This is a genomic window from Alteromonas sp. 07-89-2, from assembly GCF_013113925.1.
GTDB lineage: Bacteria > Pseudomonadota > Gammaproteobacteria > Enterobacterales > Alteromonadaceae > Alteromonas > Alteromonas macleodii.
Window position 1 is genome coordinate 35239 of the sequence record NZ_VTYM01000018.1, and the last position, 22791, is coordinate 58029.

The 22791-nt window shown below is 45.2% G+C and carries 15 protein-coding genes; 7 read left to right on the plus strand and 8 right to left on the minus strand.

All coding sequences use genetic code 11. From position 1 onward, the window contains the following. Positions 1 to 84 precede the first annotated feature (84 nt). The 3 genes from dps to F0261_RS13095 form a co-directional block, all read right to left on the minus strand. Complete coding sequence (gene dps / locus F0261_RS13085) at positions 85 to 594, minus strand: DNA starvation/stationary phase protection protein Dps (protein WP_014976104.1); 510 nt, start codon at positions 592 to 594, stop codon at positions 85 to 87. 259 nt (positions 595 to 853) lie between these two features. Beyond that, positions 854 to 1729 carry an NAD(+) kinase gene (gene nadK / locus F0261_RS13090; protein WP_014948959.1) on the minus strand — a complete coding sequence of 292 codons (876 nt, stop codon included), beginning with the start codon at positions 1727 to 1729 and terminating at the stop codon, positions 854 to 856. 90 nt (positions 1730 to 1819) lie between these two features. After that, complete coding sequence (locus F0261_RS13095; RefSeq protein WP_171338192.1) at positions 1820 to 4162, minus strand: fatty acid cis/trans isomerase; 2343 nt, start codon at positions 4160 to 4162, stop codon at positions 1820 to 1822. Between the two features lie 210 nt (positions 4163 to 4372). Between F0261_RS13095 and F0261_RS13100 the strand changes: the two genes are divergently transcribed. Continuing rightward, positions 4373 to 5560 carry an iron-containing alcohol dehydrogenase gene (locus F0261_RS13100; RefSeq protein ID WP_014978847.1) on the plus strand — a complete coding sequence of 396 codons (1188 nt, stop codon included), beginning with the start codon at positions 4373 to 4375 and terminating at the stop codon, positions 5558 to 5560. A 102-nt stretch (positions 5561 to 5662) separates the two neighbouring features. Here F0261_RS13100 and F0261_RS13105 read toward each other — a convergent pair whose 3' ends face one another. The 4 genes from F0261_RS13105 to F0261_RS13120 form a co-directional block, all read right to left on the minus strand. Next, positions 5663 to 6430 (minus strand): 3-hydroxybutyrate dehydrogenase, encoded by a 768-nt coding sequence (locus F0261_RS13105; protein ID WP_171338179.1) that lies wholly within the window; start codon positions 6428 to 6430, stop codon positions 5663 to 5665. Next, positions 6423 to 7493, minus strand: a complete 1071-nt coding sequence (locus tag F0261_RS13110) for a PHB depolymerase family esterase (RefSeq protein ID WP_171338180.1) — start codon at positions 7491 to 7493, stop codon at positions 6423 to 6425. Before F0261_RS13110 ends, F0261_RS13105 begins: the two co-directional genes overlap by 8 nt. Next, positions 7490 to 8911, minus strand: a complete 1422-nt coding sequence (locus F0261_RS13115; protein ID WP_061094676.1) for a homoserine O-acetyltransferase — start codon at positions 8909 to 8911, stop codon at positions 7490 to 7492. Before F0261_RS13115 ends, F0261_RS13110 begins: the two co-directional genes overlap by 4 nt. A gap of 104 nt (positions 8912 to 9015) precedes the next feature. Further along, the gene (locus tag F0261_RS13120; protein ID WP_014976110.1) at positions 9016 to 10311 is read right to left on the minus strand and encodes a GntP family permease; all 1296 of its coding nucleotides are present in this window, start codon (positions 10309 to 10311) and stop codon (positions 9016 to 9018) included. Between the two features lie 263 nt (positions 10312 to 10574). Between F0261_RS13120 and F0261_RS13125 the strand changes: the two genes are divergently transcribed. The 3 genes from F0261_RS13125 (at position 10575) to F0261_RS13135 (ending at position 14960) form a co-directional block, all read left to right on the plus strand. Continuing rightward, entirely contained in the window at positions 10575 to 12953 is a 2379-nt protein-coding gene (locus F0261_RS13125) for a TonB-dependent receptor (RefSeq protein ID WP_171338181.1), read from the plus strand. Between the two features lie 244 nt (positions 12954 to 13197). After that, positions 13198 to 13866 (plus strand): response regulator transcription factor, encoded by a 669-nt coding sequence (locus F0261_RS13130; protein WP_171338182.1) that lies wholly within the window; start codon positions 13198 to 13200, stop codon positions 13864 to 13866. A gap of 200 nt (positions 13867 to 14066) precedes the next feature. Then, positions 14067 to 14960 carry an aspartyl protease family protein gene (locus F0261_RS13135; RefSeq protein ID WP_171338183.1) on the plus strand — a complete coding sequence of 298 codons (894 nt, stop codon included), beginning with the start codon at positions 14067 to 14069 and terminating at the stop codon, positions 14958 to 14960. Positions 14961 to 15041: 81 nt separating this feature from the next. Here F0261_RS13135 and F0261_RS13140 read toward each other — a convergent pair whose 3' ends face one another. After that, a complete protein-coding gene (locus F0261_RS13140) occupies positions 15042 to 18557 on the minus strand; it encodes a PAS-domain containing protein (protein ID WP_171338184.1) in 3516 nt (1171 codons plus the stop codon). A 246-nt stretch (positions 18558 to 18803) separates the two neighbouring features. Between F0261_RS13140 and F0261_RS13145 the strand changes: the two genes are divergently transcribed. From F0261_RS13145 to dnaK, 3 genes are all read left to right on the plus strand, one after another. Next, a complete protein-coding gene (locus F0261_RS13145) occupies positions 18804 to 19709 on the plus strand; it encodes a tetratricopeptide repeat protein (protein ID WP_171338185.1) in 906 nt (301 codons plus the stop codon). Positions 19710 to 19920: 211 nt separating this feature from the next. After that, positions 19921 to 20544, plus strand: a complete 624-nt coding sequence (grpE, locus tag F0261_RS13150; protein WP_014948971.1) for a nucleotide exchange factor GrpE — start codon at positions 19921 to 19923, stop codon at positions 20542 to 20544. Between the two features lie 119 nt (positions 20545 to 20663). Beyond that, positions 20664 to 22592: a molecular chaperone DnaK gene (dnaK, locus tag F0261_RS13155; RefSeq protein ID WP_171338186.1), complete on the plus strand. Its 1929-nt coding sequence runs from the start codon at positions 20664 to 20666 to the stop codon at positions 22590 to 22592. The last annotated feature ends 199 nt before the right edge of the window (positions 22593 to 22791 follow it).

Here is a 22791-nt window from a genome sequence, read left to right on the forward strand (position 1 = left end):
GAGAGCCGAAGCTCTCCTTAATATTACAACTTTAATCTATTGCAGATAGTTCGGATTACAATCTGCAAACACAGCGAACGTATTCTATTGCTGTAACTCACCGCTGCCAGACTCAATGTGTGCGCGCACAAACCACTGAAACTGTTCTAAATCCGCAAGTTGGCCGGTAATCATATCTTCCGATACTGGGTCAATTTCACCTAAAAGCTCTAACGCTTTTCTATGGTCACCATTTACACCGTCATATACGGCATCCAGCGCCTTAAGGTGGTCGAGTACTAAACCTTTACCCAACTCATAATCGTTCCAGCTGCGACCTTCAACAATGGCTTTTGGTGTACCTTTCGGTACGCCACCTAATGTAGCAATTCGCTCTGCAATTGTGTCGGTCATTTCGCGTACCGCATCTACCTGCGGGTCCAACATTTCATGCACACCGATAAAATTTGGTCCTACTACATTCCAATGAATGTGCTTCAACGTTAACTGTAAATCTAATAGTGCAACCAATCGCTGATCCAATACCTTGATTGTTTTGGCAGCTGCATCGTTATCCATTCCAGGGGCTGTAAATTTGATATTGGTGTTACTCATGATATCTCCTATTGAATGCAAATAAGTCAGCGGGATGCGAAACATCATTTAGGCCAAATAACAAAGACCGTGTGCTGACGACTTGTTGTAATAGGTGCAACTGGTATGCCGAAAACTTATATTTCTATAAGTCTTGGTTTTCGTTAAGGAAATTAGAGAAGATTAAAAAATCTTTATTTTTCAAGCCTGTAGCAATCAAGAAAATGCTACAGGCTTATGTAATAAATGCACACGGAATCAACTAAATGGAGCAGGAAGGTTAGTAAAGCTTACTACCCCAACCTAACTTTTTACGAAGTACATTGAAGTAGCTGTAGCCCTTAGGGTGAACAAGATGGAGTTTGTCTACGCTTTTGTTTATTCGAATTTCATCGCCAGGTAGCACCGGCAGAACAATATGGCTATCGCAACTTACTTGTAGCGAGTCACTATTAACCTTTGATACTTTCATCGATACCTGACTGTCAGCATCAACAACGATTGGACGGCTGCTAAGTGTGTGAGGAAACATGGGGACTAAAGTTAGCGCATCTAGCTTAGGCATTATAATAGGGCCGCCCGCTGATAAAGAGTAAGCCGTTGAACCTGTGGGTGTGGCTACTATTAATCCGTCGCTGCGCTGACTGAATACAAATTGCTCATCGATGTAAATTTCAAATTCCATCATATGGGCAACTTTTCCGTGGTGAAGCACCACCTCGTTTACAGCAGAGTTGTTACTTTTAAGCTTTTCGTGTCGATAAACTTCTACTTCAAGTAAGAAGCGCTCTTCTACTACGCATTCACCGTTAAAGATAAGGTCAAGTTGTTGAACAATATCATCGGGGTGGATATCAGTTAAAAAGCCGAGATTTCCGCGGTTTACACCGACAACGTGAATGTCAAAGCGAGCGAGCACACGTGCTGCACCAAGCATGCTGCCGTCACCGCCTACCACAACGGCAAGGTCAGCCTCTTTGCCAATAGTGACAAGATTACAGCTTTTGAAGTTTTCGGTTTCAAGCTCTTCAGCAATACTTTCCTCAACCAATAATTTACAGCCTTTTGCCAATAAATATTCGGCAAGAATGTTCAGGCTGTCGTGGGTTGCAGCGTGCTGAGGTTTTCCAATTAAAGCAACGGTTTGATAGGGCATGGAATGCTAATGTCCTTTCATTTCCAATGGTTGGACATTAGCACAGGTTTTTTGCAAAAGAAAAGCGTAAAACGGCACACAGCGCAAGGTTTAGCGATCTTCTAACCGATTATAGTCGAGAAGACCGCCTTCAATAGGATAGCGCTCGCTTGACCATTGCATTAATTTATCACTAAACGCCCAAAAGTTAGGGTTGGTTCGGCGCATGCCAACATCGTCGAGCAGGGCTTTGTAATCGGCTTCGCTTTTAATGGATTTAAGCTTCTCAATCGAAGACGTTATCTCTGAGGCATTGATATACCAGAATGCGTCAGGGTAACTGCCCAACAAACCATGAACTAGCGTGATGGAATCTTTAGAAGGCTCTCGGTTTTCCTCTTCTTCAAATAGGCTATTTACATTGTAATGCGCGCTATTTCTAAGGGCAGTGAATACATCAATATTGTCTGGGTTTTTGTCGTCTTGAATCACAATCATGGTAGTTTCAGGCATCAACGTCGCTTGTTGAGCAGGAAGTGAATCTAAGCGCTCTAATGCTTCGAACTGTTCAGCTGATAGCAAACGTTTATTGTAGGTTGAGGCGTTCGGTTGAACCTTGGCCAAGTATTGCGATAACAATTGATAAAGTTCTTGTTGAGGATTATCTGTTTCGAACGCTATGCCAGAAGGTTGTTCGAAACTGTTGATATCACCTTCCAAATAATCGGTAAGTTCAGGGCTTGCGTTTTGATACCAATCGTCGAGAAGCTCATGGCGGGTAGTTGGAGGAAGTAGATTAAGGAAGTTCGATTCACCTTCCATGCGCAAGAAATCCATATACAAACGGGTCAATAACTGATGGCCATAATTGCCGTAAACATCAAAGCCAGCCACAAGTAAATAGTGAATGCGCTCTAACAAGGCATAGTCAATCACCCATGCTGTTTTAGTGGGCTGGCCAACCATCCCTTTAACAACTGTGGCATTATCGAAATGACGAAATACGGTTAAGCTGGCATTGGTATTACCGCCGTCGCCATCCCATATACTCGACACACTCAAATGCTCTTCATTTTTGAATTCATTGTTCAAAAAGGTGGTTCTTGCACGCATATATTCGCCTTGGCGCTTTGCGTATTTAACCCAGTTTACCGCAAGGGCTGAGCTATCTTTTTCAGCGGGAAGGTGGAGGTTTTCTTTTTGAGAAGCGTAAAAAGCATTTACTTTTTCAGATGCTGCAATGTCTGGGTCGACAAAGAACACCCAGAATCGATCGTTAATGACGTTAAGCGCGACTTGTCCTCTGCACACGGGACCTTTGATATAACCCATAATGGTGTTTTGCGCGCGCTCAAGCATAAATCGATAACGACTTTCTACTGGCAATAAGGTAAAGGCCGTTAATGGGTTGGCTGCCACCTGGGGGTTGTATGATGGCAATGTTTCTACAGAAAATTCTGCATCGACAAACCACGATTGCCATTTATCCATCAGTGTTTTATTAATGGCGTAAGCTTGATGTGTTTTACTCACGATAGGCGAATGCACTGGCTGTAGACGATAGTAAACGCGCTCGATCTTCGGATCGTCGAAGGGTCTGCGAGTAGCAATAATATCTAACGCTTGTCCGGGTGGTGTACGCGAGCGCACTAGATTAAAAAACTGAGGCGTTTTACCTTTTTCTGAAATATCTTCGAAATAGAGGTGAGACGTAAACAAGTGTTCGTAAATATAACGTGCGGAAAGCTGCATCTTGTTGCTATCCCCATTAAGCCACACTTCCAAATCAGTTATGTTCTCATTCAGTTCTTGTGAGAGCGCTTTGGGTAAAGGTAACGGCGCACCATGGTTTAACCACTGAATGAGTGTCGTGTGCTCTGCATCCGACAGGGCTGGCAGTGCGTAGGGCATGCCTCCCAGGGGCTGGCCTGCTATGTACCCGCCCATTTCATCTATTGTTGGGCACTGGTTTTGTCGATTTAAGCTTATATCGAAACTGTCACCTAAATGAGCGGTGTTGGGCAAAGGGTGCTGTTTTTTTAGCAAAAGCATTTGCGCTAGCACCGAAGATTGGGTCGGCGAAGTGTTAGGTTTTTCTTTCGATTCTAGCACGTCGAAAAAGCCACGCTCTCGCCATGCGTCTACGTTGTGGGCGTCGAGAAACATTCTATTGGGTTGGGCAGCGGTGAGTCGTGTGCCTTCATAGACTTTTTCTTTGTTAGCACCTCTGGCTATACCTTCTGGAGATGACATCTTTAGTTGGCATGGCGCATCGTAACAGGCGTGGCAGACAACACAGCGCTGCGTTAGTACTGGGTTTACTTGTGTATCAAAGAAATTGTCGGGCAAATTCTCCATGGCGGGCATGACGTTGTTTGATGAAAGTAAAGGAGCGTCAGGTTTCGGCCATTGCCATATCGCTACAGCGATAATTGCTATAAGCAACGAAATCATACCGAGTTTCTTCATAATCGTAGTCCACAGAAAAGTTCTAATCAGTTTATCACTCATTTCACGTACGGTGATGTTAATAATTAACCATTAACTCTTGGCAATGGAAACAACCACGCATTTGTAAGTATTTGGAGGAAAGCTGGAGAGGTAGTGGAGCGATAACATTATTTTTACATTGACATTGCTTTGGGCGTTGTACTAGGTATGCTGATGAAAAGAATTCGCAGCGAGGGAAATATGTCTCATCAAATTATTCTGCCAAGAGTGATGCACATAGGGAAAGGGGCGAGTCAGCGGGTTGCTGAAACGCTAAAAGGACTCAACTGCCATAAACCTTTACTGGTTACCGATAAAGCTATGGTTGAGTTGGGATATAGTGCTGCCATAGTACAGGTGCTGGAGGAGGCAGGAATAAGCGCCGATGTATTTTCAGATACGGTGCCAGAGCCCACGGTGAGGTCTATTTATCGCGGTGTGGATGCGTTCAAAACCCACGCTTATGACAGCATCATCGCTTTAGGTGGTGGAAGCCCCATCGATAGCGCAAAAGCCATCGCTATTTTGGGTAAGTACGGTGGCGAAATGCGAGACTACAAATTCCCGCGGGTTGTAGATGAAGCGGGGCTGCCGATCATTGCTATTCCCACAACAGCGGGAACGGGCTCAGAAGCAACGCGATTTACCATTATCACCGACGAAGATACCACAGAAAAAATGTTGTGTGTTGGTTTAGGGTTTATGCCAACGGCAGCCTTAGTCGATTATTCATTAACGCAAAGTTTGCCTGCCCGCGTGACAGCCGATACAGGCATTGATGCGCTTACTCACGCTATTGAAGCGTTTGTTAGCCGCAAAGCCAATCTTTACAGTGATGCACAGGCGTTATCAGCCATGGCGTTAATTGCGCCTAATCTACGCACTGTATTTGCAGACCCAACAAATGAAACGGCGAGAGAATCAATGATGCTGGGCTCAACGCTCGCGGGCATTGCTTTTTCAAATGCCTCAGTGGCCCTTGTTCACGGAATGAGCCGGCCTATCGGTGCAGCGTTCCATGTGCCTCACGGATTGTCGAATGCCATGTTGTTGCCCGCGGTTACCGCTTTTTCTATTCCAAGTGCATCAGTGCGATATGCACAATGTGCTCGCGCCATGGGTGTTGCTACGCAAAGTGACTCTGATGAAGTGGCGAATCAAAAACTTATCAACGAACTAAAAGCACTGAATGCAGATTTACAGGTACCTACGCCTGCCGACTTCGGTATTGATAAAGAGGCATTCTTTGCAGCGACGTCAACAATGGCAGAACAAGCTTTGGCATCAGGTTCTCCCGGCAACAATCCACGCGTACCTACCATTGAAGAAATGGTTGCCATCTACGTATCTCTTTGGGAATAACGCTTTTGCGAAAACATTAAACGAAAAAAGACTGCTAATTGCAGTCTTTTTTATGTGAAAAGAAATATTGAGTAAAAAGCTAAGCGTTAAAAAGCTTGCGGGTTATCGTGCCGTCCAGCCCCCATCAAGTACCATAGTTTGCCCAGTTATGTTACGAGCACTGGGCGACATTAAGAAGCTTGCGGTATCGGCAAGTTCTTCAACGCTAACAAATTGCTTTTTAGGCATGGGTTCTAACATTATTTTTGTTATTACCTCTTCCTCGGTAAGGTTATTTTCTTTTGCCTGTGCTGCAATTTGTTTCTCCACCAATGGTGTTTTTACATAGGCGGGGCAAAGGGTATTGATAGTTACATCGCAGTCCCCCGTTTCAAGCGCGATAGTTTTGGCGAACCCTAACAGCCCATGCTTCGCCGCTACATAAGCAGACTTATAGGGCGAGGCTACCAACGAGTGAATAGATCCTACATTGATAATGCGCCCGTAATTTTGCTTACGCATGGCAGGTAAAAACGCTTGGGTTAACAGAGCAGGGCCAACAAGCATGATATTTATAAGCTGCTGCCACTTATCTGCAGGGAAGTCCTCGATGCGTGAAACGTGCTGAATACCGGCATTGTTTATAAGCACATCAACGGTATGCTTCCCTATTACCTCAGGTAGCGCTGAGACTTGCTCTGCATCGCACACGTCTACCGCTATTGCGCTGGCCGAACCGTCTAAATGCGCAAGTCTGGTCACAGCCTCTTTCGCTGCCTGTTCGTTTATGTCGGCGATGATCACATGGTGCCCTTGTTTCATCATTGACTCAGCAATGCCAAAGCCAATGCCGCTTGCCCCACCCGTGATAAATATTGTGCGCTTAGTCATTGTTACTTCCATTGGATTTATTTAGTGAAGGTGCACTATTTAATGAAAACAGCAGCTGTTTTACTGCGTTTATTTGTGCGCCGTCCCTGTTGGCGTAATCGCCAGAGGCATAGCCCCACCAATCCCAACAGCCTTGTGGATTTAACGGCATGAATAACGACTTTTTAGTTTGCGGATAAAGCACAACAATATTGTTGTCGTCAGCCCATTTATTCAGCCCTGTTTGGGTAGTGTAAGCATCGCCAACGGCATCGGCATACTGGTTACAGCCGTGGAAACTAATATGGGCTCTGCACGGCTCACCTTGTGCACAGCTTTCAGGCACATACACAAAACCTTCACTTGCTAATGTTTTGGCATCGCTACCGGCTATTTTTTGCTGATCAATTGAATGTATTTGCCCTGATAGTGACTCGTCGGGTGTCGAAACATCTTCAACAAGATGAGAGAGCATGGCACCTGCTGCATCGTAGTCGCAGTTTCCAATGAAGGGGCTCTCTGATTTCATGCAGTTAACCCCATTGTTTTCGGTGGGAAAAAGGTGTGCCATCGGCTTGTTATTGATATAGGCAATATTTTGAGTGTCTGTCCACAATTTATATTGCTCAAATAATAAATCGCTCACTGGTGCAATCACTCTAGTGTCTTGCGTACCGTGAAAAAGCCAGACTTTTGCGTCTTTCATATTGGAAAGCGACGCAATTTTTCCTTCAGTTTCATACTGTTTGGCTTTTTCATTCAGCGCTTCAAGGCTAATTTCTCCCTCTACCTTGTTCACGCACTGTGCTAGGGCAGTGGTTATATCACCTTGTGCACAGAAGTATGGGCCGCCAGCAATAACGCCAACGCCTTTTACCCAGTCGCTGTGTGCTAACTGAAATTGTGTTGCCATGTAACCGCCTGACGATAAGCCAGATACGGTAACGTTCTTTAAATCAATGGTGAGTGAAGGGAGCGCGTCTTGCGCAGATGACTCGTTACCGAATACCGGTACACTAACGGCAAGTGCGCTTAATACAGACAGACAAAGCGCGTGGCGTAAAAAGGGGGTAGATTTCATCATTGCATTGCTGCCTTATCATTTTCTAAAAATTGGCGAATAGCCTGAGCCTGAGCGGATACATTCGTCACGCCTTCCAAATGACCTAATTTGCCATTTAGCGTAACCAATGTGCTGTCGTTATTCATTGAAGTTAAACCTTGGTGTGCACTTTGCGATAAGTAGGGCATAAGAAGCAAATCAGTTTGGGCTGGAATAAACAGCGTTTTCGCCTTTATCGACGCCAGTCCTTGCTCAAGATTACCTTGATGCCCAGCAACGAAGAGCTGGCAAGCTCGAACCAAATACAAAAGGTGGTTTGCGTCCATGGATTTTGCCCGGGTCTTTGCTCGCTCACGTAGCCAATTCACAATACTGTGTGATTGACGTATATCATTAAGCGGCGCCGACTCAACATTTTTATACCCTAACGTGTTGCCGGTTTGGTTGAAAAAAGAAGGGGTAAGGGCATTTTGCGTAATTAACATGAGCGAGGCAGCTAAGCCATTAAGGGGCGCTTGCTCTTTGGAATAAGCGCCGTTGTTCCAGTTTTTATCTAGAGTGATAGGCGTTGCCCAGTGTTCCAATGCCGCGGTAGTCCATGCATCGCTTTGACCTGCGCCGATAACTGAAATCATACGTTCAACCCAGTCTGGGTAAGCGCTCGCCCAATCGATAGCCTGCATAGAGCCCATAGAAGGCCCAATAACCGCATACAGTTTGCTAATGCCTAAACTTTCGAGAAGTGCTTTTTGAACATTGACAAAGTCACGTATTGTCACGACGGGAAAGTCTAAGCCATAGGGTTTACCTGTATCTGGATTTATTGACGTAGGACCGGTTGTAATAACGTGCGGGTCGTAAGCATTTAGATTGGCCAGCGTATCAACGCTTATTACATAAAAGCGGTCTGTATCAATCGCCTTGCCGGGGCCGATAATACTATCCCAGTAGCCTGGCGCTGGATCGTTTTCATCGTACTTTCCAGCGGCATGAGAAGATCCAGAAAAATAGTGGGTAATCAGTATAACGTTACTCTTAGCATCATTTAGTGTTCCATACGCCTCCCAGCCAACTTTTACGTTTTTAATTTGTTTACCACCAAAGGTTGTGAAATGAGGCATTTCAAAAACGCGTTTTTCTACCATCAGCGAAGCGCTTGGCAAGGAAGAAACGGGCTCAGAAGTAGGTGCTTTTGAAGAACTGAGCAATGGCGATGTATCGTCGGATTCGCCAGCAATGCCCTGGCAATGTACCGTCAACATTAGTGTGGCAAATAATCCCACCAAGGAGCGCTGCTTTTTAACTAAATACACCTCAACCAAATTTGCTAATGCTAAGTGTTTCTGCACTCGTTGTGAGCTGAGCTGTTTCAATAGCTTATTGATGCCTTTGCTCTTATTCCACACTAGCGTGGAAGCAAGCGTCTTTTTCCAATTCATACTTTCTTATCCCTTTCTCTGGCCGCATTTTTAGATGGCAGTGTTTCGCTAGAGTGACTTATATATCGTGCGGCCTTAGGCCATATCGTTGGCTTTGACTAATGCTACATAATGCTAAACAGGCCAATGGCCATGGCAAGGCCAATAACTGGCACCACAACAGTTAGCGCACCAACCGCCCAGTAAGCAGCCTGATGGGTTTCGTTACAAATGGCGCGTATGGTAGTAACCACATAGCCATTGTGAGGTAACGAATCTAATGCGCCTGATGATATAGACACAATTCTATGTAGCTGCTCTGGCTCTACGCCTTGGTCAAGATAATGCGGAGCCACCAAGGGCAAGGCAATGGCTTGTCCGCCAGATGCACTTCCTGTTAACCCTGCAATCACGCTTACGGCAATGGCGGCACCAATAAGCTCGTTACCAGGAATTTGGGTCATAAGCGCTACTGTTGTTTGAAACGCTTCGGTGTTTTTTGCTATTGAACCAAAACCTACAACAGCGGCGGTGTTACCTATGGCGATCAATGCGCCGGTGGTACCCGCATTTATGGCAACCGGTAAACTGTGAAAATGTTTGTAGTTAATAGCCAGCAAACACAGTACGCCGCCGCCTAACGCCAGAATAAGCGCAAGCTGAGCGAGTTCTTCATGGAATAGAAACGAAATGACTAACACCACGACTAACGGCACAATTCCGGTAAGCGGGTGGGGTAGCGCTCTGTCTCGCACTTCAGGGTCGCTTGCTCTGGCTTCAAACACCTCGCCGTTATTAACGGCTTTTCTGATCATCTTAGCAAGCCACCAGTAACCGAAGCATGCCATGAATATGGCGACGACAAGGCTAACTTCCCACGCGGCAAAAGGGGAGGTGCCCAAATACTTTATAGGGATCCAGTTTTGGATTTCTGGCGAGCCCGCGGAGGTCATCGTAAATGTTACCGACCCGAATGCCATGGCAGCAGGTATGAAGCGACGGGGTAGGTTGGCATCTTTAAACAAACTCACCGCCATAGGGTAAACAGAAAACGCTACCACAAACACGCTTACACCACCGTAGGTCAAAATAGCGCAAGCTAGCACAACAGCTAATACGGCACGCTTGTAACCAATTTTGGTGATGATCCAGCGAGAAACAGCATCTGCTGCCCCTGTGTCTTCCATGAATTTACCGAATAAAGCACCAAGTAAAAACATGAAAAACCAAGAGGCGATAAAGCCAGAGAAACCACTCATATAGGTTTGAACGAAGTTTACGTCGCCGGTGAAGACGCCGATATTATTGGTAATGGCAACTACAAGCGCACACAAAGGTGCAGCAATAAAGAGGTTCATTCCGCGTATTGTCAAAACAATAAGCAACAACAGACCGCCTACTAAGCCAATCATACTTAACATAGTTATTATTCCTTAAAAAATCTGTGACCGCAGATGATCCGAAACAGTTAAGTCGATTTAAGATTTGCTTACACTCAAAACCACAAAGTGTATACAAATCAGATAAAAAGCGTTCATAACAGACATAAAGTTTGACGTTACTTTTATCAAAATCCCATAGTACGATGGTACTACATACTATTAACAATTAATTAACTAAAGTGATTTTGACCGTAGGCAATACATCCGGCAGTGACCAGAACTTAGAACAACAAGGACTCACTATGTCTCAATCAATACACACAAATGGCTTGGTTTTACCCTACCAATTACATTCAGCCTCTGTTAGCACAGTAGAACGCAAAAGCGATTCAGTTAAGCTCCCCATTCGCAGCCTTTGTGCCCTAGCGGTGGCTAGCGTTTTAAGCACAGCGCCAGTATTTGCTCAGGATAGTCAAGCTGATGCCGATGCTGAAGCGCAAAAAGGAAAATTAGAACGCATTGAGGTGACAGCGCGAAAAACTGTAGAGTCGCTACAGGAAACGCCGGTAGCTATCACGTCTATTGGTGCGGTTGAACTTGGAGAAAAAGGGATTAGCGTGCTGACTGAAGTGCAGCAGTTTTCGCCCAACACTACGCTACAAACCAGTCGCGGTACCAACTCCACCTTGACGGCATTTATTCGCGGATTGGGTCAGCAAGACCCGCTTTGGGGCTATGAACCAGGCGTGGGTATTTATGTTGATGATGTTTATATTGCTCGCCCACAAGGAGCCGTACTTGATTTGTTAGACGTACAGCTTATTGAGGTGTTACGCGGCCCGCAGGGGACGCTTTACGGAAAGAATACGATTGGTGGCGCGGTTAAATACGTTACGAAGGAAATGACCGGCGATACGCAGATGAACGTTGAAGCTACGGTAGGTAGCTATAGTCAGCGGGATATCAAAGTGACAGGTCAAATACCATTGATTGAAGATACGGTGTATCTAGGCGTGGGTTATGCCAACTTAAACCGCGACGGCTTCGGCGAATATCTGGTAAGCGCGTTGCCCAATCAAGATAAAGAGAACTATAACAAAGATCTTTGGGCAGCCCGTGTAACGCTAGAAGTTCACCCGAGTGAAGATTTGTTTTTCCGTATTGGATGGGATAAGACCGAAGACACATCAAATGCGAAAGGCGGCTACCGTTTAATCCCAAGTATGTTAACTGATGCGCCCGTGCCTGATTCGGTTTTCGATTCGTACACCAGCTTACCTACATGGAATAAAGTCGAGTTAGAAGGCTATAACTGGCTGGCACGATACAGAGTGAATGATGATTTAGAGCTTAAATATATTGGATCGCATAGAGAGAGCTATTCACCTACCAACATTGATTTTGACAATACGCCCCTGCCTATTTTTGATGTGCCGGCAGAGTATGACGACAGTAATGATACTCACGAGATTCAAGCGAATTATATTGGGAACGCGTTTAGCTTAGTGTCAGGGCTCTACTTTTACGATGGTGAGAGTTGCGGTAATTTTGATGCCATTTTAGGTGTGTTAGGTCAATCGCTTGGTGCCTCAGGGTTAACGCGGGAAGTGACGGGTTGTAATAACTCAGAAAGCTGGGCTGCCTATGCGCAAATGAACTATGACGTAACTGATAAGCTATCGCTTTCGCTTGGTGTCCGATACACCGATGAAGAAAAGACCGCATTTGTAAATAACGGTCTGGTATTCGCCAATGTTTATCCTTATACCGACTGGATTGATGGGTACGTGCGTCCCGACGGACAATTAGTACCTCAAGTACTTGGGACAGACACCGATGGCGATGACGTGTTAGATGCGCCAGCGGTAGAGAGTTGGTCGCGCTTTACCCCGCGAGTGGGCGTGGAGTATCAAATGGACCGCGATACCATGTTCTTCGCAAGCTATTCTCAAGGCTTCAAATCGGGCACGTTTAACCCTCGCGCTCAGACTAACGAGCCAGGTGTTGAACCAGAAGTCGTTGACAGCTTCGAAGTGGGTGTGAAGAGTGACTTAACCGACGCACTTCGTATGAATATCACATTGTTCTCTTACGACCACAAAGATCGTCAGTATATTGGTGTAGAAGGGGATTTGTCTGATCCAACAGCCCTCGACCAGCGACTGCGCAATGCTGCAGAAACGGCTGCGAAAGGCGCCGAGTTGGAGATGACGTGGGTAGCCACGGATAACCTTCAGTTTGACGTTGCTTACGGCTATATTGACTTTGAGATTAAGAAAAACAATGCAATCCCTCCGTTGATTGGTCTAGCAAGTACGCCAGAGAATACCTTTAATCTTAATGCCAACTACCTACTAGAAACGAGTTTTGGGGATATTACTTTCAACGCCAACTACTACTATCGCGATGATTATCTTATCTTTGAAACCAGCGATCTTATTCAACAAGATGCCTATGGTATGGTGAACTTAAGCGCGCGCTGGGAAAGCGTTGAAGGCGACTGGTATGCTGGACTACACGTCAAAAACCTGACCGATGAAGAGTATCTGGTTGGTGGTTATGACTTTGTTACGCAAGACGATGAAGGTAACTTTGGTCCGGGCCTTGGTGGCGATACGACACTTATCGGTTATTATGGTGACCCACGTACAGTTCACCTTACGGTAGGTTATCGATTCTAAACGGTATGTTGTGAAGAAGACCGGCAACACGTTTCACGCCTAGGCCATTGCGCTTAGGCGTGCTCACGTTTGCTCGACCTCTTTCGATTGTGTTGGCCGGCGGATATTTCGAGTAGTGAAGGGCGTGGTGCGGAGCGTTACTCTATAACAGATACGCCAATAACAGGTACGCCAATACGATTAACCTTTTTCTACCGGCGTGGTAGTATGTTGATTAACAAGGTAGTTACAAGTTGATAGCATTATGTCTGTGAAAATCTTGATTGCTGATGATCATCCTCTGTTTAGGGCTGCGGTGTGCCATGCGTTAGCTAGTGTGGAGTATATCGAACTTGTAGAAACCTCCACGTTCCCCGATACGCTCACTAGTCTTGAAGAAAATGTCGACATCGATCTGCTTTTCTTAGATCTCACGATGCCAGGCAATGAAGGGTTAAATGGCCTTGCTGAGGTACATGCGCTCTATCCTGATGTACTTGTTGTTGTTATTACCGCACAAGAAGAGCCTGATGTTATGGCAAAATCGTTTGCGTTAGGCGCAAGCGGTTTTATACCCAAATCAGCTTCGGTCGATTGTATTATTGACGCGGTAAATACGGTGTTAGACGGTGAAACTTGGATCCCGCCTTCAGTTCACAATGCATCAGCTACGATGCCAAATGCCTCTGCATCGAATGTGAATGGCCACTCTGGCCAAGATGATTTCACAAACCGATTAAAGCAACTTACCCCTCACCAACTTAAAGTGTTGTGCATGGTATCAGACGGCTTGCTAAACAAGCAGATTGCTTACGAACTGGCCATTTCTGAGTCCACCGTTAAACAGCATGTATCTGCAGTATTGAGAAAGCTTGGTGTTATTAACAGAACCAAGGCCGGCATCGCGTTCAAAAATGCAATGCATTTAAGTTGAGCTCAGTACAAAACATGAAGTAAGCCGAGACAGCTCATATTTTTTGAGAAGGAGTGCGCGGTTAGTCACCCGTACTTGCCTTGTTTTCTTTTTAAAAATGCATTTTTACAATGCAGCTCGTCGTGTTCAATCGATCTCCTTACATTCTTGTGTTAGCGTAAAAGTTAAAAGGATTAACTTACTGGCATAAAAGGATATTTATGACGCGATTTATTTTATTTTCCCTCCTTTTTAGTTCTTTCAATGCGTTTAGTGCCGTTACGGCATGGACAGATTTCACCTTGGACAACGGTCACGTTTTTTTGCCTGTTACTATAGAAGGCATCGAATCTCGGGTCATGCTGGACTCAGGGGCGCAAATAAACAGTATCAACCGCGCGTTTATAGGGAAGCACGATTTAGACCTTGATAAAGGACGCCCTGTAACCGTTAAAGGGGTGTACGACGTTGAAAGGCGTAACGCTTACAATAATGTAAACGTTGAAATCTTTGGTACTGGTTTCGAGCTAGATTCACTTGTCGAGTCCAGGTTAGGCCATCACTCTAATGGTATGTTATTGGGCGCAGGTTTTTTCAATAACTTCATTGTTCAAATAGATTACCCGCACAAAAAAATTCGTTTGGTGACGCGTGATTCACTGGATATGTCGGAAGTAGCGAACGTTCGTGCAGACTCCCAACAAGGAAGCGGTATGCCTATCGCTCAAATAGAGATTAACGGTGTAGCTTTATGGTTGCTTGTCGACACGGGTAACTCAGGCACAATTTTAATTGACCGACGCGCAGCATCAAAGGCTGGATTGCTTGACAAAGTGGAAGGCGCAAGTACGTCGTTCGGTGCGAATAGCTCTGGGGTTAATGAGTTCGCTACGTCTGATGTCGTGAAGTTTGGCCCATATGAAATTGGCGATGTGAAAGTTAGCTTTCCTGCTGAAGGACAAAAAACAAACTTAGAAAGTCAGTATGAAAGAACGGGTAGCCGGATTGCGGGAAAGCGGGTAGTAGGCTTAATAGGCTATGATTTGTTGAAAGACTTCGTTGTAACACTTGATTATCGTTACGGGAAACTTCACATCGCGTTACCGCAAAAGTAAAAAGTATCTTGATGCAAACCAGCTACCAAAAGGAGGCGAAATACCTACTGCCGTACTACAAATGCGATCACGAGTTCTCTATTAAACAAGCGATTGCTTTAGCAATCGCTTAAGTGCCGCAGGCTTTAAGGGTTTTGGCAGGTAGCTAAATTGTTGCTCCGCCGCTTCCTCTCTTATGTCGTTACTTCTATTGGCAGTGACTAAAATCTTTAAGGCAAAACTCACGTTATTTTCAGAAAGAATCGCTGCAACGTCAAAACCGGTTTCGCCATAATTTAGGTGATAATCGGCGACGAGCACATCAAAGTGTTCTTGTGAAATACTCGACACTTCTGCTCCGCCCGCTATCAATGTTGTACTCCCTCCCCAATCTCTCAGTAAGGTACACATTGCATTTGCCACTTGCTCGTCATTTTCTACAAGTAGAAAACGGGTGTCTTTTAAAAATGCATTGTTGTTTTTATTCGCTGAGTCTAAAGAGGGCATTTGATGGGAGTGCGAGGAGACAGGGCGAGAACGGCTGTCTAATGCGCTTTTTTGAACGCTTACTGAATTATTTGGCGCACTTGCTGAGTTCTTCGTTAATACCGATTTATTAAAAGGGGAGTCAACATGGTTAGTGTTGCTTTTGTATGCTGTGGGAATCGAGGCTTCGCTTTGAAATGCTCTAGATACAGCCACACTGAAGCAGCTTCCTTTATTTGGCGATGAAGTCAGCCCGACTTCATGACCGAGTAGTCGACATATCTTATCTACAATAGTCAGGCCTAATCCAATTCCTTCGCCTTTGTTGTTGCTCTCTAGCTGGTGGAACTCACTAAATATTTCATGCTGTTGGTGGTCGGCGATACCTAGTCCGGTATCGTAAACACAAAGCTTTATAACCTGCTCGGTATTTGTGACTCTTGAGCGTCTCACGCCCACCAAAATACGGCCTTTTGCGGTATAGCGGACTGCGTTGGATAGCAAGTTTTGAAGCACCCGTCGCAGTAGTACTTTGTCCGAGTACACCATAACTCTGGTCGGTACATACCTGAGCTCAATACCTTTTTGCTTTGCAATGACACTAAATTCCTGCACCAATGAAGACAACATATCACTGACCGGAAATTCAGTCTTTTGAGGGGTAAGTACGCCAGCGTCTAATTTCGTCATATCAAGTAGCATTGAAAGTAAGCTCTGAGCATTGTCCAAAGAATTCACCACGCCTTCAGATAGTGTGGCCAGTTCACTGCCTTGCGTCTTTTTGCTGAGCATGCTGGCAAATAATGTTGCGGCGTTGAAAGGTTGCATGAGATCGTGCCCAGCCGCGGCCAGAAATTTGGTTTTGCTCTCGTTAGCTTTGTCAGCGTGTTGTTTGGCTTCTTCTAATTCTGCTGTACGCTGCGCAACCCTTGCCTCCAAGTCTTCTTTTGCACTTTCTAATTCTTTTTGAATTGCTATGTATTCAGTGATATCGCTATAGGTAGTCACGTAGCCGCCACCAGGCAGCGGCGCGCCGTTAAGTTCTATCACTTTTCCGTCAGGCTGTTTGCGAATATGTTTATGACGGGTGCCTTCCAGCATGTAGCTAACGCGCTTTTCGATTGATGAGGGGCTAAACAACCCTCGGTTTGCGTTGTAGCTAAGTATATCGATAATGGGCATGCCCGCTTTTAGAAATCCTTTAGGGTAGGCAAATAACTCCACATAACGTTCGTTCCACGCTAGTAGCTGCAGTTTGTCATCAAGCACACTTATGCCTTGCTCAATGTTTTGCACTGACGATTGAAGTACCTCGTGGTTAAACTGAAATGACTGAGAAGCTTCTTCTACCCAGTCAACCAGTTCTGGAAAGCTATCGCTGCCTGTATCTGCGATGGCACCCAGTAATATACGAGCACTAGGTGCTCCTACTTGTGCGGCAAGCAACTTATTTACCCTGTCGGTAAGCGCCTGACTGGCATAACCACTGCTAGCGGCGCGATTGACGTCAACTGATAGCTGCTTAACCAGTTGAGAGTGCGTGGCACTTTCGAGTACACGTTCGGTGAGTGCAATTAAGTCCCTCACTTTTACCAGTAAACGAGGTGTGTCGTGATCTGTGAGGAGCGTATCATTTGGCTTCATGCCACGTCTTGATGTAATCGATGCAACCGTAACGAATGTTAGGCAATTAGCCAATAAGGAAAAGGCAAAGCCCAAACCAAGCGCTTGGTCAGTGGGTGCTGGGTTGAAATAATAACTCGACAGTAAGCTTGGGTAGAGGAGGAATGCTGCCCAACATGTGAACCCTACCAATAAGGCGCAAATAGCGGCAGCTTTGTTGCTTTTCGGCCAGTAAAGACCAAACATAAGTACAGGCATGCACTGTGCTAATAATGCAATAGCAATCACCCCGCTTTTAACCAGAGGTGCAGCCTGACTTATATTCAAGTGATACCAGAGCGCAATGCTAAGTACGACCACAACGGTAATACGACGTATAGACAGTATTTTGTTTGGCTGCATTGAACGATTGGGCGAAGTCTTTAGTCGCGCTTTTAGCCAAAGTGGCGTAACAACATTGTTCGAGATCATTATTCCCAGCGCCAAGGTTGCAACAATCACCATGCTGGTGGTTGCAGAAAGGCCTCCTATGAAAGCAAATGACGACAGCGCGATATTTTCAGCATGTAAAGGTAGGGCAAGCACATACGCATCAGAGCTCGTATCCACTGGCAGCAGCATTTTTCCTGCAAGTGCAATAGGAATAATAAAAAGGGTCATGCCAAATAAATAGAGGGGAAATAGCCACCTTGCTGTTCTAAGCTCCCCCTCACCGTTCTGCTCAACGAAGTTCATATGAAACTGTCGTGGCAAAACGAACATAGAGCAAACGCCCAAAACAACATGTGATACATAAACCCAGGGTGCGCTATCAGCATAAATGACTTCTCGAGCACTGGCGTTTGAAGCGGCGTTAGACACCAAATCCAACACACCATCAAACAGATAGAAGCAAACGAAAACACCTACAGCGCACAGGGCAACAAGCTTTATAACCGATTCAAACGCTATAGTAAGTAGCAGACCGGGGTGTTTGTCGGTCAAGTTGAGTGTACGGGTACCGAAGATAATGGCAAATAATGCGAGCAAGATAGCTACGTAGATACTTAACCATGGCGTGCTTGTATGCGCGTCGTCAGTCAACAAATTTATTGATTTCGTAATGGCGTCTAACTGCAGGGCGATGTAGGGCACTACACCGAAAAAACACAGTAAAGTGATAAGCGCGGCAATCAAGTGGGAGTGCTGGTATTTAAGTGAGATGAGGTCTGCTAAAGAGCTGATGTTGTGTTGTTGACACAGTCTGCTTATATGAAGCACCACAGGAAACGCAAATGCCATAGTCAGCATAATCCCTAAATAAGTAGGGATAACTGCCCAGCCATATTGTGCTGCTTGAGAGGTAGTGCCGAAAAATGCCCAAGATGTACAATGCACGCCCAATCCAAGGCTGTACAATATTGGGTGTTGCCGGTTGTCACGTAAACGCTTATCGCCCCAAAATGCTAAAGCGAAAAGCGCGAGGAGATAACAACCAACAATAGTGCCAACCGTCCAGATACTTAGCATAGATATTCCGTGTAGTTGAACGCATTTATTAGCGCAATTGAAAGCGCGTTTTATTGTTGATTTACATTAACATAGTTTTCACATGCGAGGTATCTTCTGTTGGTACACAAGCAATATTTCGGAGTTAATTATTTGCAATTTGAACTATAAGTGATAGGTTTTTATACAAGGCGACGTCTTTTTGAGCAGTAGGATTTACACATAAGTCGGTCTTAGCCATGACCGAAATAATAAAAAGGGAATTTAATGAAACAAAACTCAGCAAGCACACGTATTCTGCGAATCTCACTACTAATTTCAACTATAATATCTGCATCTGTTTGGGCTATTCCGAATCAACCTGAATGCGCAGACGAAGATTGTTCACTTGCTAAACTGAATACACTTCGAGCTTTGGCGTCCAGAGGTCATGAGCAAACCAGCTTCTCCCTTGGTCACATCTTTATGAATCCCGAATCTGGGGTAAAGACAGATTTAGAAAATGCCTATTATTATTTTGATAAGTCTGCCAAACAGGGCTTCCTGCCAGCTTACCGACAAGCAGCGGGGATGGCTGCACAGGGAATTGGTACACAAAAGAATATGGCTGAAGCCAAGCGATTGATGAAATTTGCTGCAGATGAAGGCGTTAATAGAACGGCAGAGGAATATGCTGTTCTCGTCTTTTCTGATAATGAATCTACCGACGAAGAAAAAGCGACTGCGGTTGAATTTTTGGAAGCCGAAGTTGAAGAAGGAATGAGCTACCTCGCTAACTATGTATTAGCCGTTCTTTATATCAATGGAGAGTTTGTGGAAAAGGATATGGTGAAAGCGAAGTCTCTATTAGCATTTCCAGCGTCAGGTAAATACGCCAATTCGGTAGAGCTACTTCAACAATTAAGTGGAGAGAAAGTTATAGCGCAGGATAATGAGAACCCTAAGTCTACTGCTGGTCTCGATAGCAGCATTGAAACTATTACGGTGACTGGAATTAGTATCAATATGGGCGATGTTCACGGGTTGATGCTAAGTGAACTCAGAAAGCACCATGGGCAAACGGGAAGCAGGATAAAAGGGAATGGTTGCAAAAGAGATGACCCTCAGTGTGTTATCCTAGATAGTGGTTCAATACGAACGCCAACATTTTGGCAAGTTGGTACCACTAGGTAACTAAATTAAAAAACTCATTAAAGCGTTAGGAAGCCAAACTTAGTATTGAAGTTTGGCTTTTTTTATATTTTTTTAAAATCACCCACAAAAATAATGTGGATACCCTTGATCACCTTAAATCTAGCCCCATAACTAAGCGCAACAGACTTATTCCCAATAATTTTAACGTTATTGGGCAATGCCTAATTAAGAAAAACGTTTGGAGGTAGGCATGAGCGATAATCGCGACGTGCAGGCAGAACAAGAAAATACAGTTGATCAAACTGTACAAAATGCTGAAGAAGCGCAAGTAGAAGCGTCACAAGCAGAAGGCGTAGAGCTTGATGAAAATGCACAACGCATTTACGAGCTAGAAACGGCACTTTCTGAGGCGCAAGCCACAATCAAAGAGCAGCAAGATGGCGTGCTTCGCGCGCGTGCAGACGCTGACAACGCACGTCGTCGTGCTGAAGGTGAAGTAGAAAAGGCGCGTAAATTTGCCCTTGAACGCTTTGCTGGCGAGTTGCTTCCGGTTATCGATAACCTAGAGCGTGCTATCGAAATGACCGATGGCGACAATGAAGCGGTTAAGCCGCTTCTAGAAGGTGTGGAAATGACCCACAAAACTTTCTTAAGCACTATTGAGAAATTTGGATTAAGCCTTATTGATCCGCAGGGCGAAACCTTCAACCCTGACTTGCATCAGGCAATGTCTATGCAAGAAAGTGCAGACCACGAGCCTAATACGGTGATGGCGGTTATGCAGAAAGGTTATCAAATTAACGGCCGCTTGTTACGCCCTGCCATGGTTATGGTATCGCGTGCGCCAAGTGGTGGTGTGGACACGCAAGCGTAAGTCACGCTTTTTGCGATAAACACACAAAAATGTCAGTTTTTTTACTGACATCTATTGAAAAGGTCGGGGAATAACCCCACTAAAAGTACAGAATTAAGAAACTTTTTCGGAGACACGAAATGGGTAGAATCATTGGTATCGATTTAGGTACAACGAATTCATGTGTCGCAGTTCTAGACGGCGACAAACCTCGCGTAATTGAAAACGCGGAAGGCGATCGTACAACCCCTTCAATCATCGCTTATACAAACGATGGTGAAACACTTGTAGGTCAATCAGCGAAGCGTCAGGCGGTTACTAACCCTGAAAACACCTTATTCGCTATCAAGCGTCTAATTGGTCGTCGTTTCCAAGATAAAGAAGTACAGCGCGACATCGACATCATGCCTTTCAAAATTGTAGGTGCTGATAACGGTGATGCGTGGGTAGAAGCGAAAGGCGAGAAAATGGCGCCTCCGCAGATTTCTGCTGAAGTACTTAAGAAAATGAAAAAGACTGCTGAAGATTATCTTGGCGAAGAAGTTACTGGCGCAGTTATCACTGTTCCTGCTTACTTCAACGACTCTCAGCGTCAAGCAACTAAAGACGCGGGTCGTATCGCAGGTCTTGAAGTTAAGCGTATTATCAACGAGCCAACTGCTGCTGCTCTTGCCTACGGCATGGACAAAAAGCAAGGCGACAACGTTGTTGCAGTATACGACTTAGGTGGTGGTACGTTCGATATCTCTATCATCGAAATCGATGAAGTAGACGGCGAGCACACCTTTGAAGTACTAGCAACTAATGGTGATACTCACCTTGGTGGTGAAGATTTCGATAACCGTGTTATCAACTACCTAGTTGAAGAATTTAAGAAAGACCAAGGTATCGACCTTCGTAAAGATCCGCTTGCTATGCAGCGTCTTAAAGAAGCCGGTGAAAAAGCGAAGATTGAGCTTTCTTCTTCACAACAGACTGAAGTTAACCTGCCTTACATCACTGCTGATGCAACAGGTCCTAAGCACTTAGCTATTAAGCTTACTCGTGCAAAACTTGAGTCTTTGGTTGAAGACCTAGTTAAAAATTCACTTGAGCCGCTCAAGAAGGCACTAGCTGATTCAGATCTTTCTGTAGGCGACATTAACGACATCATCCTAGTTGGTGGTCAAACTCGTATGCCGCTAGTACAGAAGTACGTGACTGAATTCTTTGGCAAAGAGCCACGTAAAGACGTAAACCCTGATGAAGCAGTTGCAGTAGGCGCAGCAATTCAAGGTGGCGTACTGTCAGGTGACGTTAAAGACGTACTACTTCTAGACGTTACACCTCTGTCTCTAGGTATCGAGACTATGGGTGGCGTGATGACTGTGCTTATCGAGAAGAACACGACAATTCCAACGAAGAAGTCGCAAACGTTCTCGACTGCTGAAGACAACCAGTCTGCGGTAACAGTACACGTACTACAGGGTGAGCGTAAGCAATCAAGTGGCAACAAGTCTCTTGGTCAGTTCAACCTAGAAGGTATTCGTCCAGCAGCACGCGGTGTACCGCAAATCGAAGTAACATTCGACCTTGATGCTGACGGTATCCTACACGTGTCTGCGAAAGACAAAGACACAGGTAAAGAGCAGAAGATCACTATCAAAGCCTCTTCAGGCCTAAGCGATGAAGAAGTTGAAAAAATGGTAGCTGACGCGGAAGCGAATAAAGAGTCTGATAAGAAGTTTGAAGAGCTGATTCAAGCGCGTAACCAAGCTGACGGTATGGTTCACGCCACACGTAAACAGCTTGAAGAAGTTGGCGATGCACTAAGTGCAGAAGACAAAGCGCCAATCGAAGAAGCACTTTCAGCACTTGAAACTGCAGTTAAAGGCGAAGACAAAGCGGACATCGAAGCGAAAACGCAAGAGCTTATCCAAGCGTCTAGCAAGCTGATGGAAGCGGCCCAAGCTCAGCAAGCTGCAGCCGGTGGCGCAGAAGGTGCAGAGCAGCAAGCTTCTTCTGGTAAAGCAGACGATGACGTTGTTGACGCTGAATTCGAAGAAGTGAAAGACGACGACAAGAAGTAAACTGTTGTGTCAGGCCCGTTACATAGCATGTTAGCGGGCCGTGTAAGCAGTTCAGGCGCAGCAGGAATTTCTTGTTGCGCCTTTGTTGTGTAAATGACTTGGCTTTATTGAATGTGTGTTCAGGTTATTTTCACAACAGTCAGATGTAGATTCGATGAGCATAAAATGCTTATCGACAAAAAGTAGGATATGTAAACGA

Bases quoted from the DNA above. Each gene is read 5' to 3' on its own strand.
- grpE (WP_014948971.1), top strand. From the start codon at position 19,921: ATGAGCGATAATCGCGACGTGCAGGCAGAACAAGAAAATACAGTTGAT.
- F0261_RS13125 (WP_171338181.1), top strand. From the start codon at position 10,575: ATGTCTCAATCAATACACACAAATGGCTTGGTTTTACCCTACCAATTA.
- F0261_RS13105 (WP_171338179.1), bottom strand. From the start codon at position 6,430: ATGACTAAGCGCACAATATTTATCACGGGTGGGGCAAGCGGCATTGGC.
- F0261_RS13115 (WP_061094676.1), bottom strand. From the start codon at position 8,911: ATGAATTGGAAAAAGACGCTTGCTTCCACGCTAGTGTGGAATAAGAGC.
- F0261_RS13095 (WP_171338192.1), bottom strand. From the start codon at position 4,162: ATGATTTCGTTGCTTATAGCAATTATCGCTGTAGCGATATGGCAATGG.
- F0261_RS13110 (WP_171338180.1), bottom strand. From the start codon at position 7,493: ATGATGAAATCTACCCCCTTTTTACGCCACGCGCTTTGTCTGTCTGTA.
- F0261_RS13120 (WP_014976110.1), bottom strand. From the start codon at position 10,311: ATGTTAAGTATGATTGGCTTAGTAGGCGGTCTGTTGTTGCTTATTGTT.
- F0261_RS13130 (WP_171338182.1), top strand. From the start codon at position 13,198: ATGTCTGTGAAAATCTTGATTGCTGATGATCATCCTCTGTTTAGGGCT.
- F0261_RS13135 (WP_171338183.1), top strand. From the start codon at position 14,067: ATGACGCGATTTATTTTATTTTCCCTCCTTTTTAGTTCTTTCAATGCG.
- nadK (WP_014948959.1), bottom strand. From the start codon at position 1,729: ATGCCCTATCAAACCGTTGCTTTAATTGGAAAACCTCAGCACGCTGCA.
- F0261_RS13140 (WP_171338184.1), bottom strand. From the start codon at position 18,557: ATGCTAAGTATCTGGACGGTTGGCACTATTGTTGGTTGTTATCTCCTC.
- dps (WP_014976104.1), bottom strand. From the start codon at position 594: ATGAGTAACACCAATATCAAATTTACAGCCCCTGGAATGGATAACGAT.
- F0261_RS13145 (WP_171338185.1), top strand. From the start codon at position 18,804: ATGAAACAAAACTCAGCAAGCACACGTATTCTGCGAATCTCACTACTA.
- F0261_RS13100 (WP_014978847.1), top strand. From the start codon at position 4,373: ATGAAAAGAATTCGCAGCGAGGGAAATATGTCTCATCAAATTATTCTG.
- dnaK (WP_171338186.1), top strand. From the start codon at position 20,664: ATGGGTAGAATCATTGGTATCGATTTAGGTACAACGAATTCATGTGTC.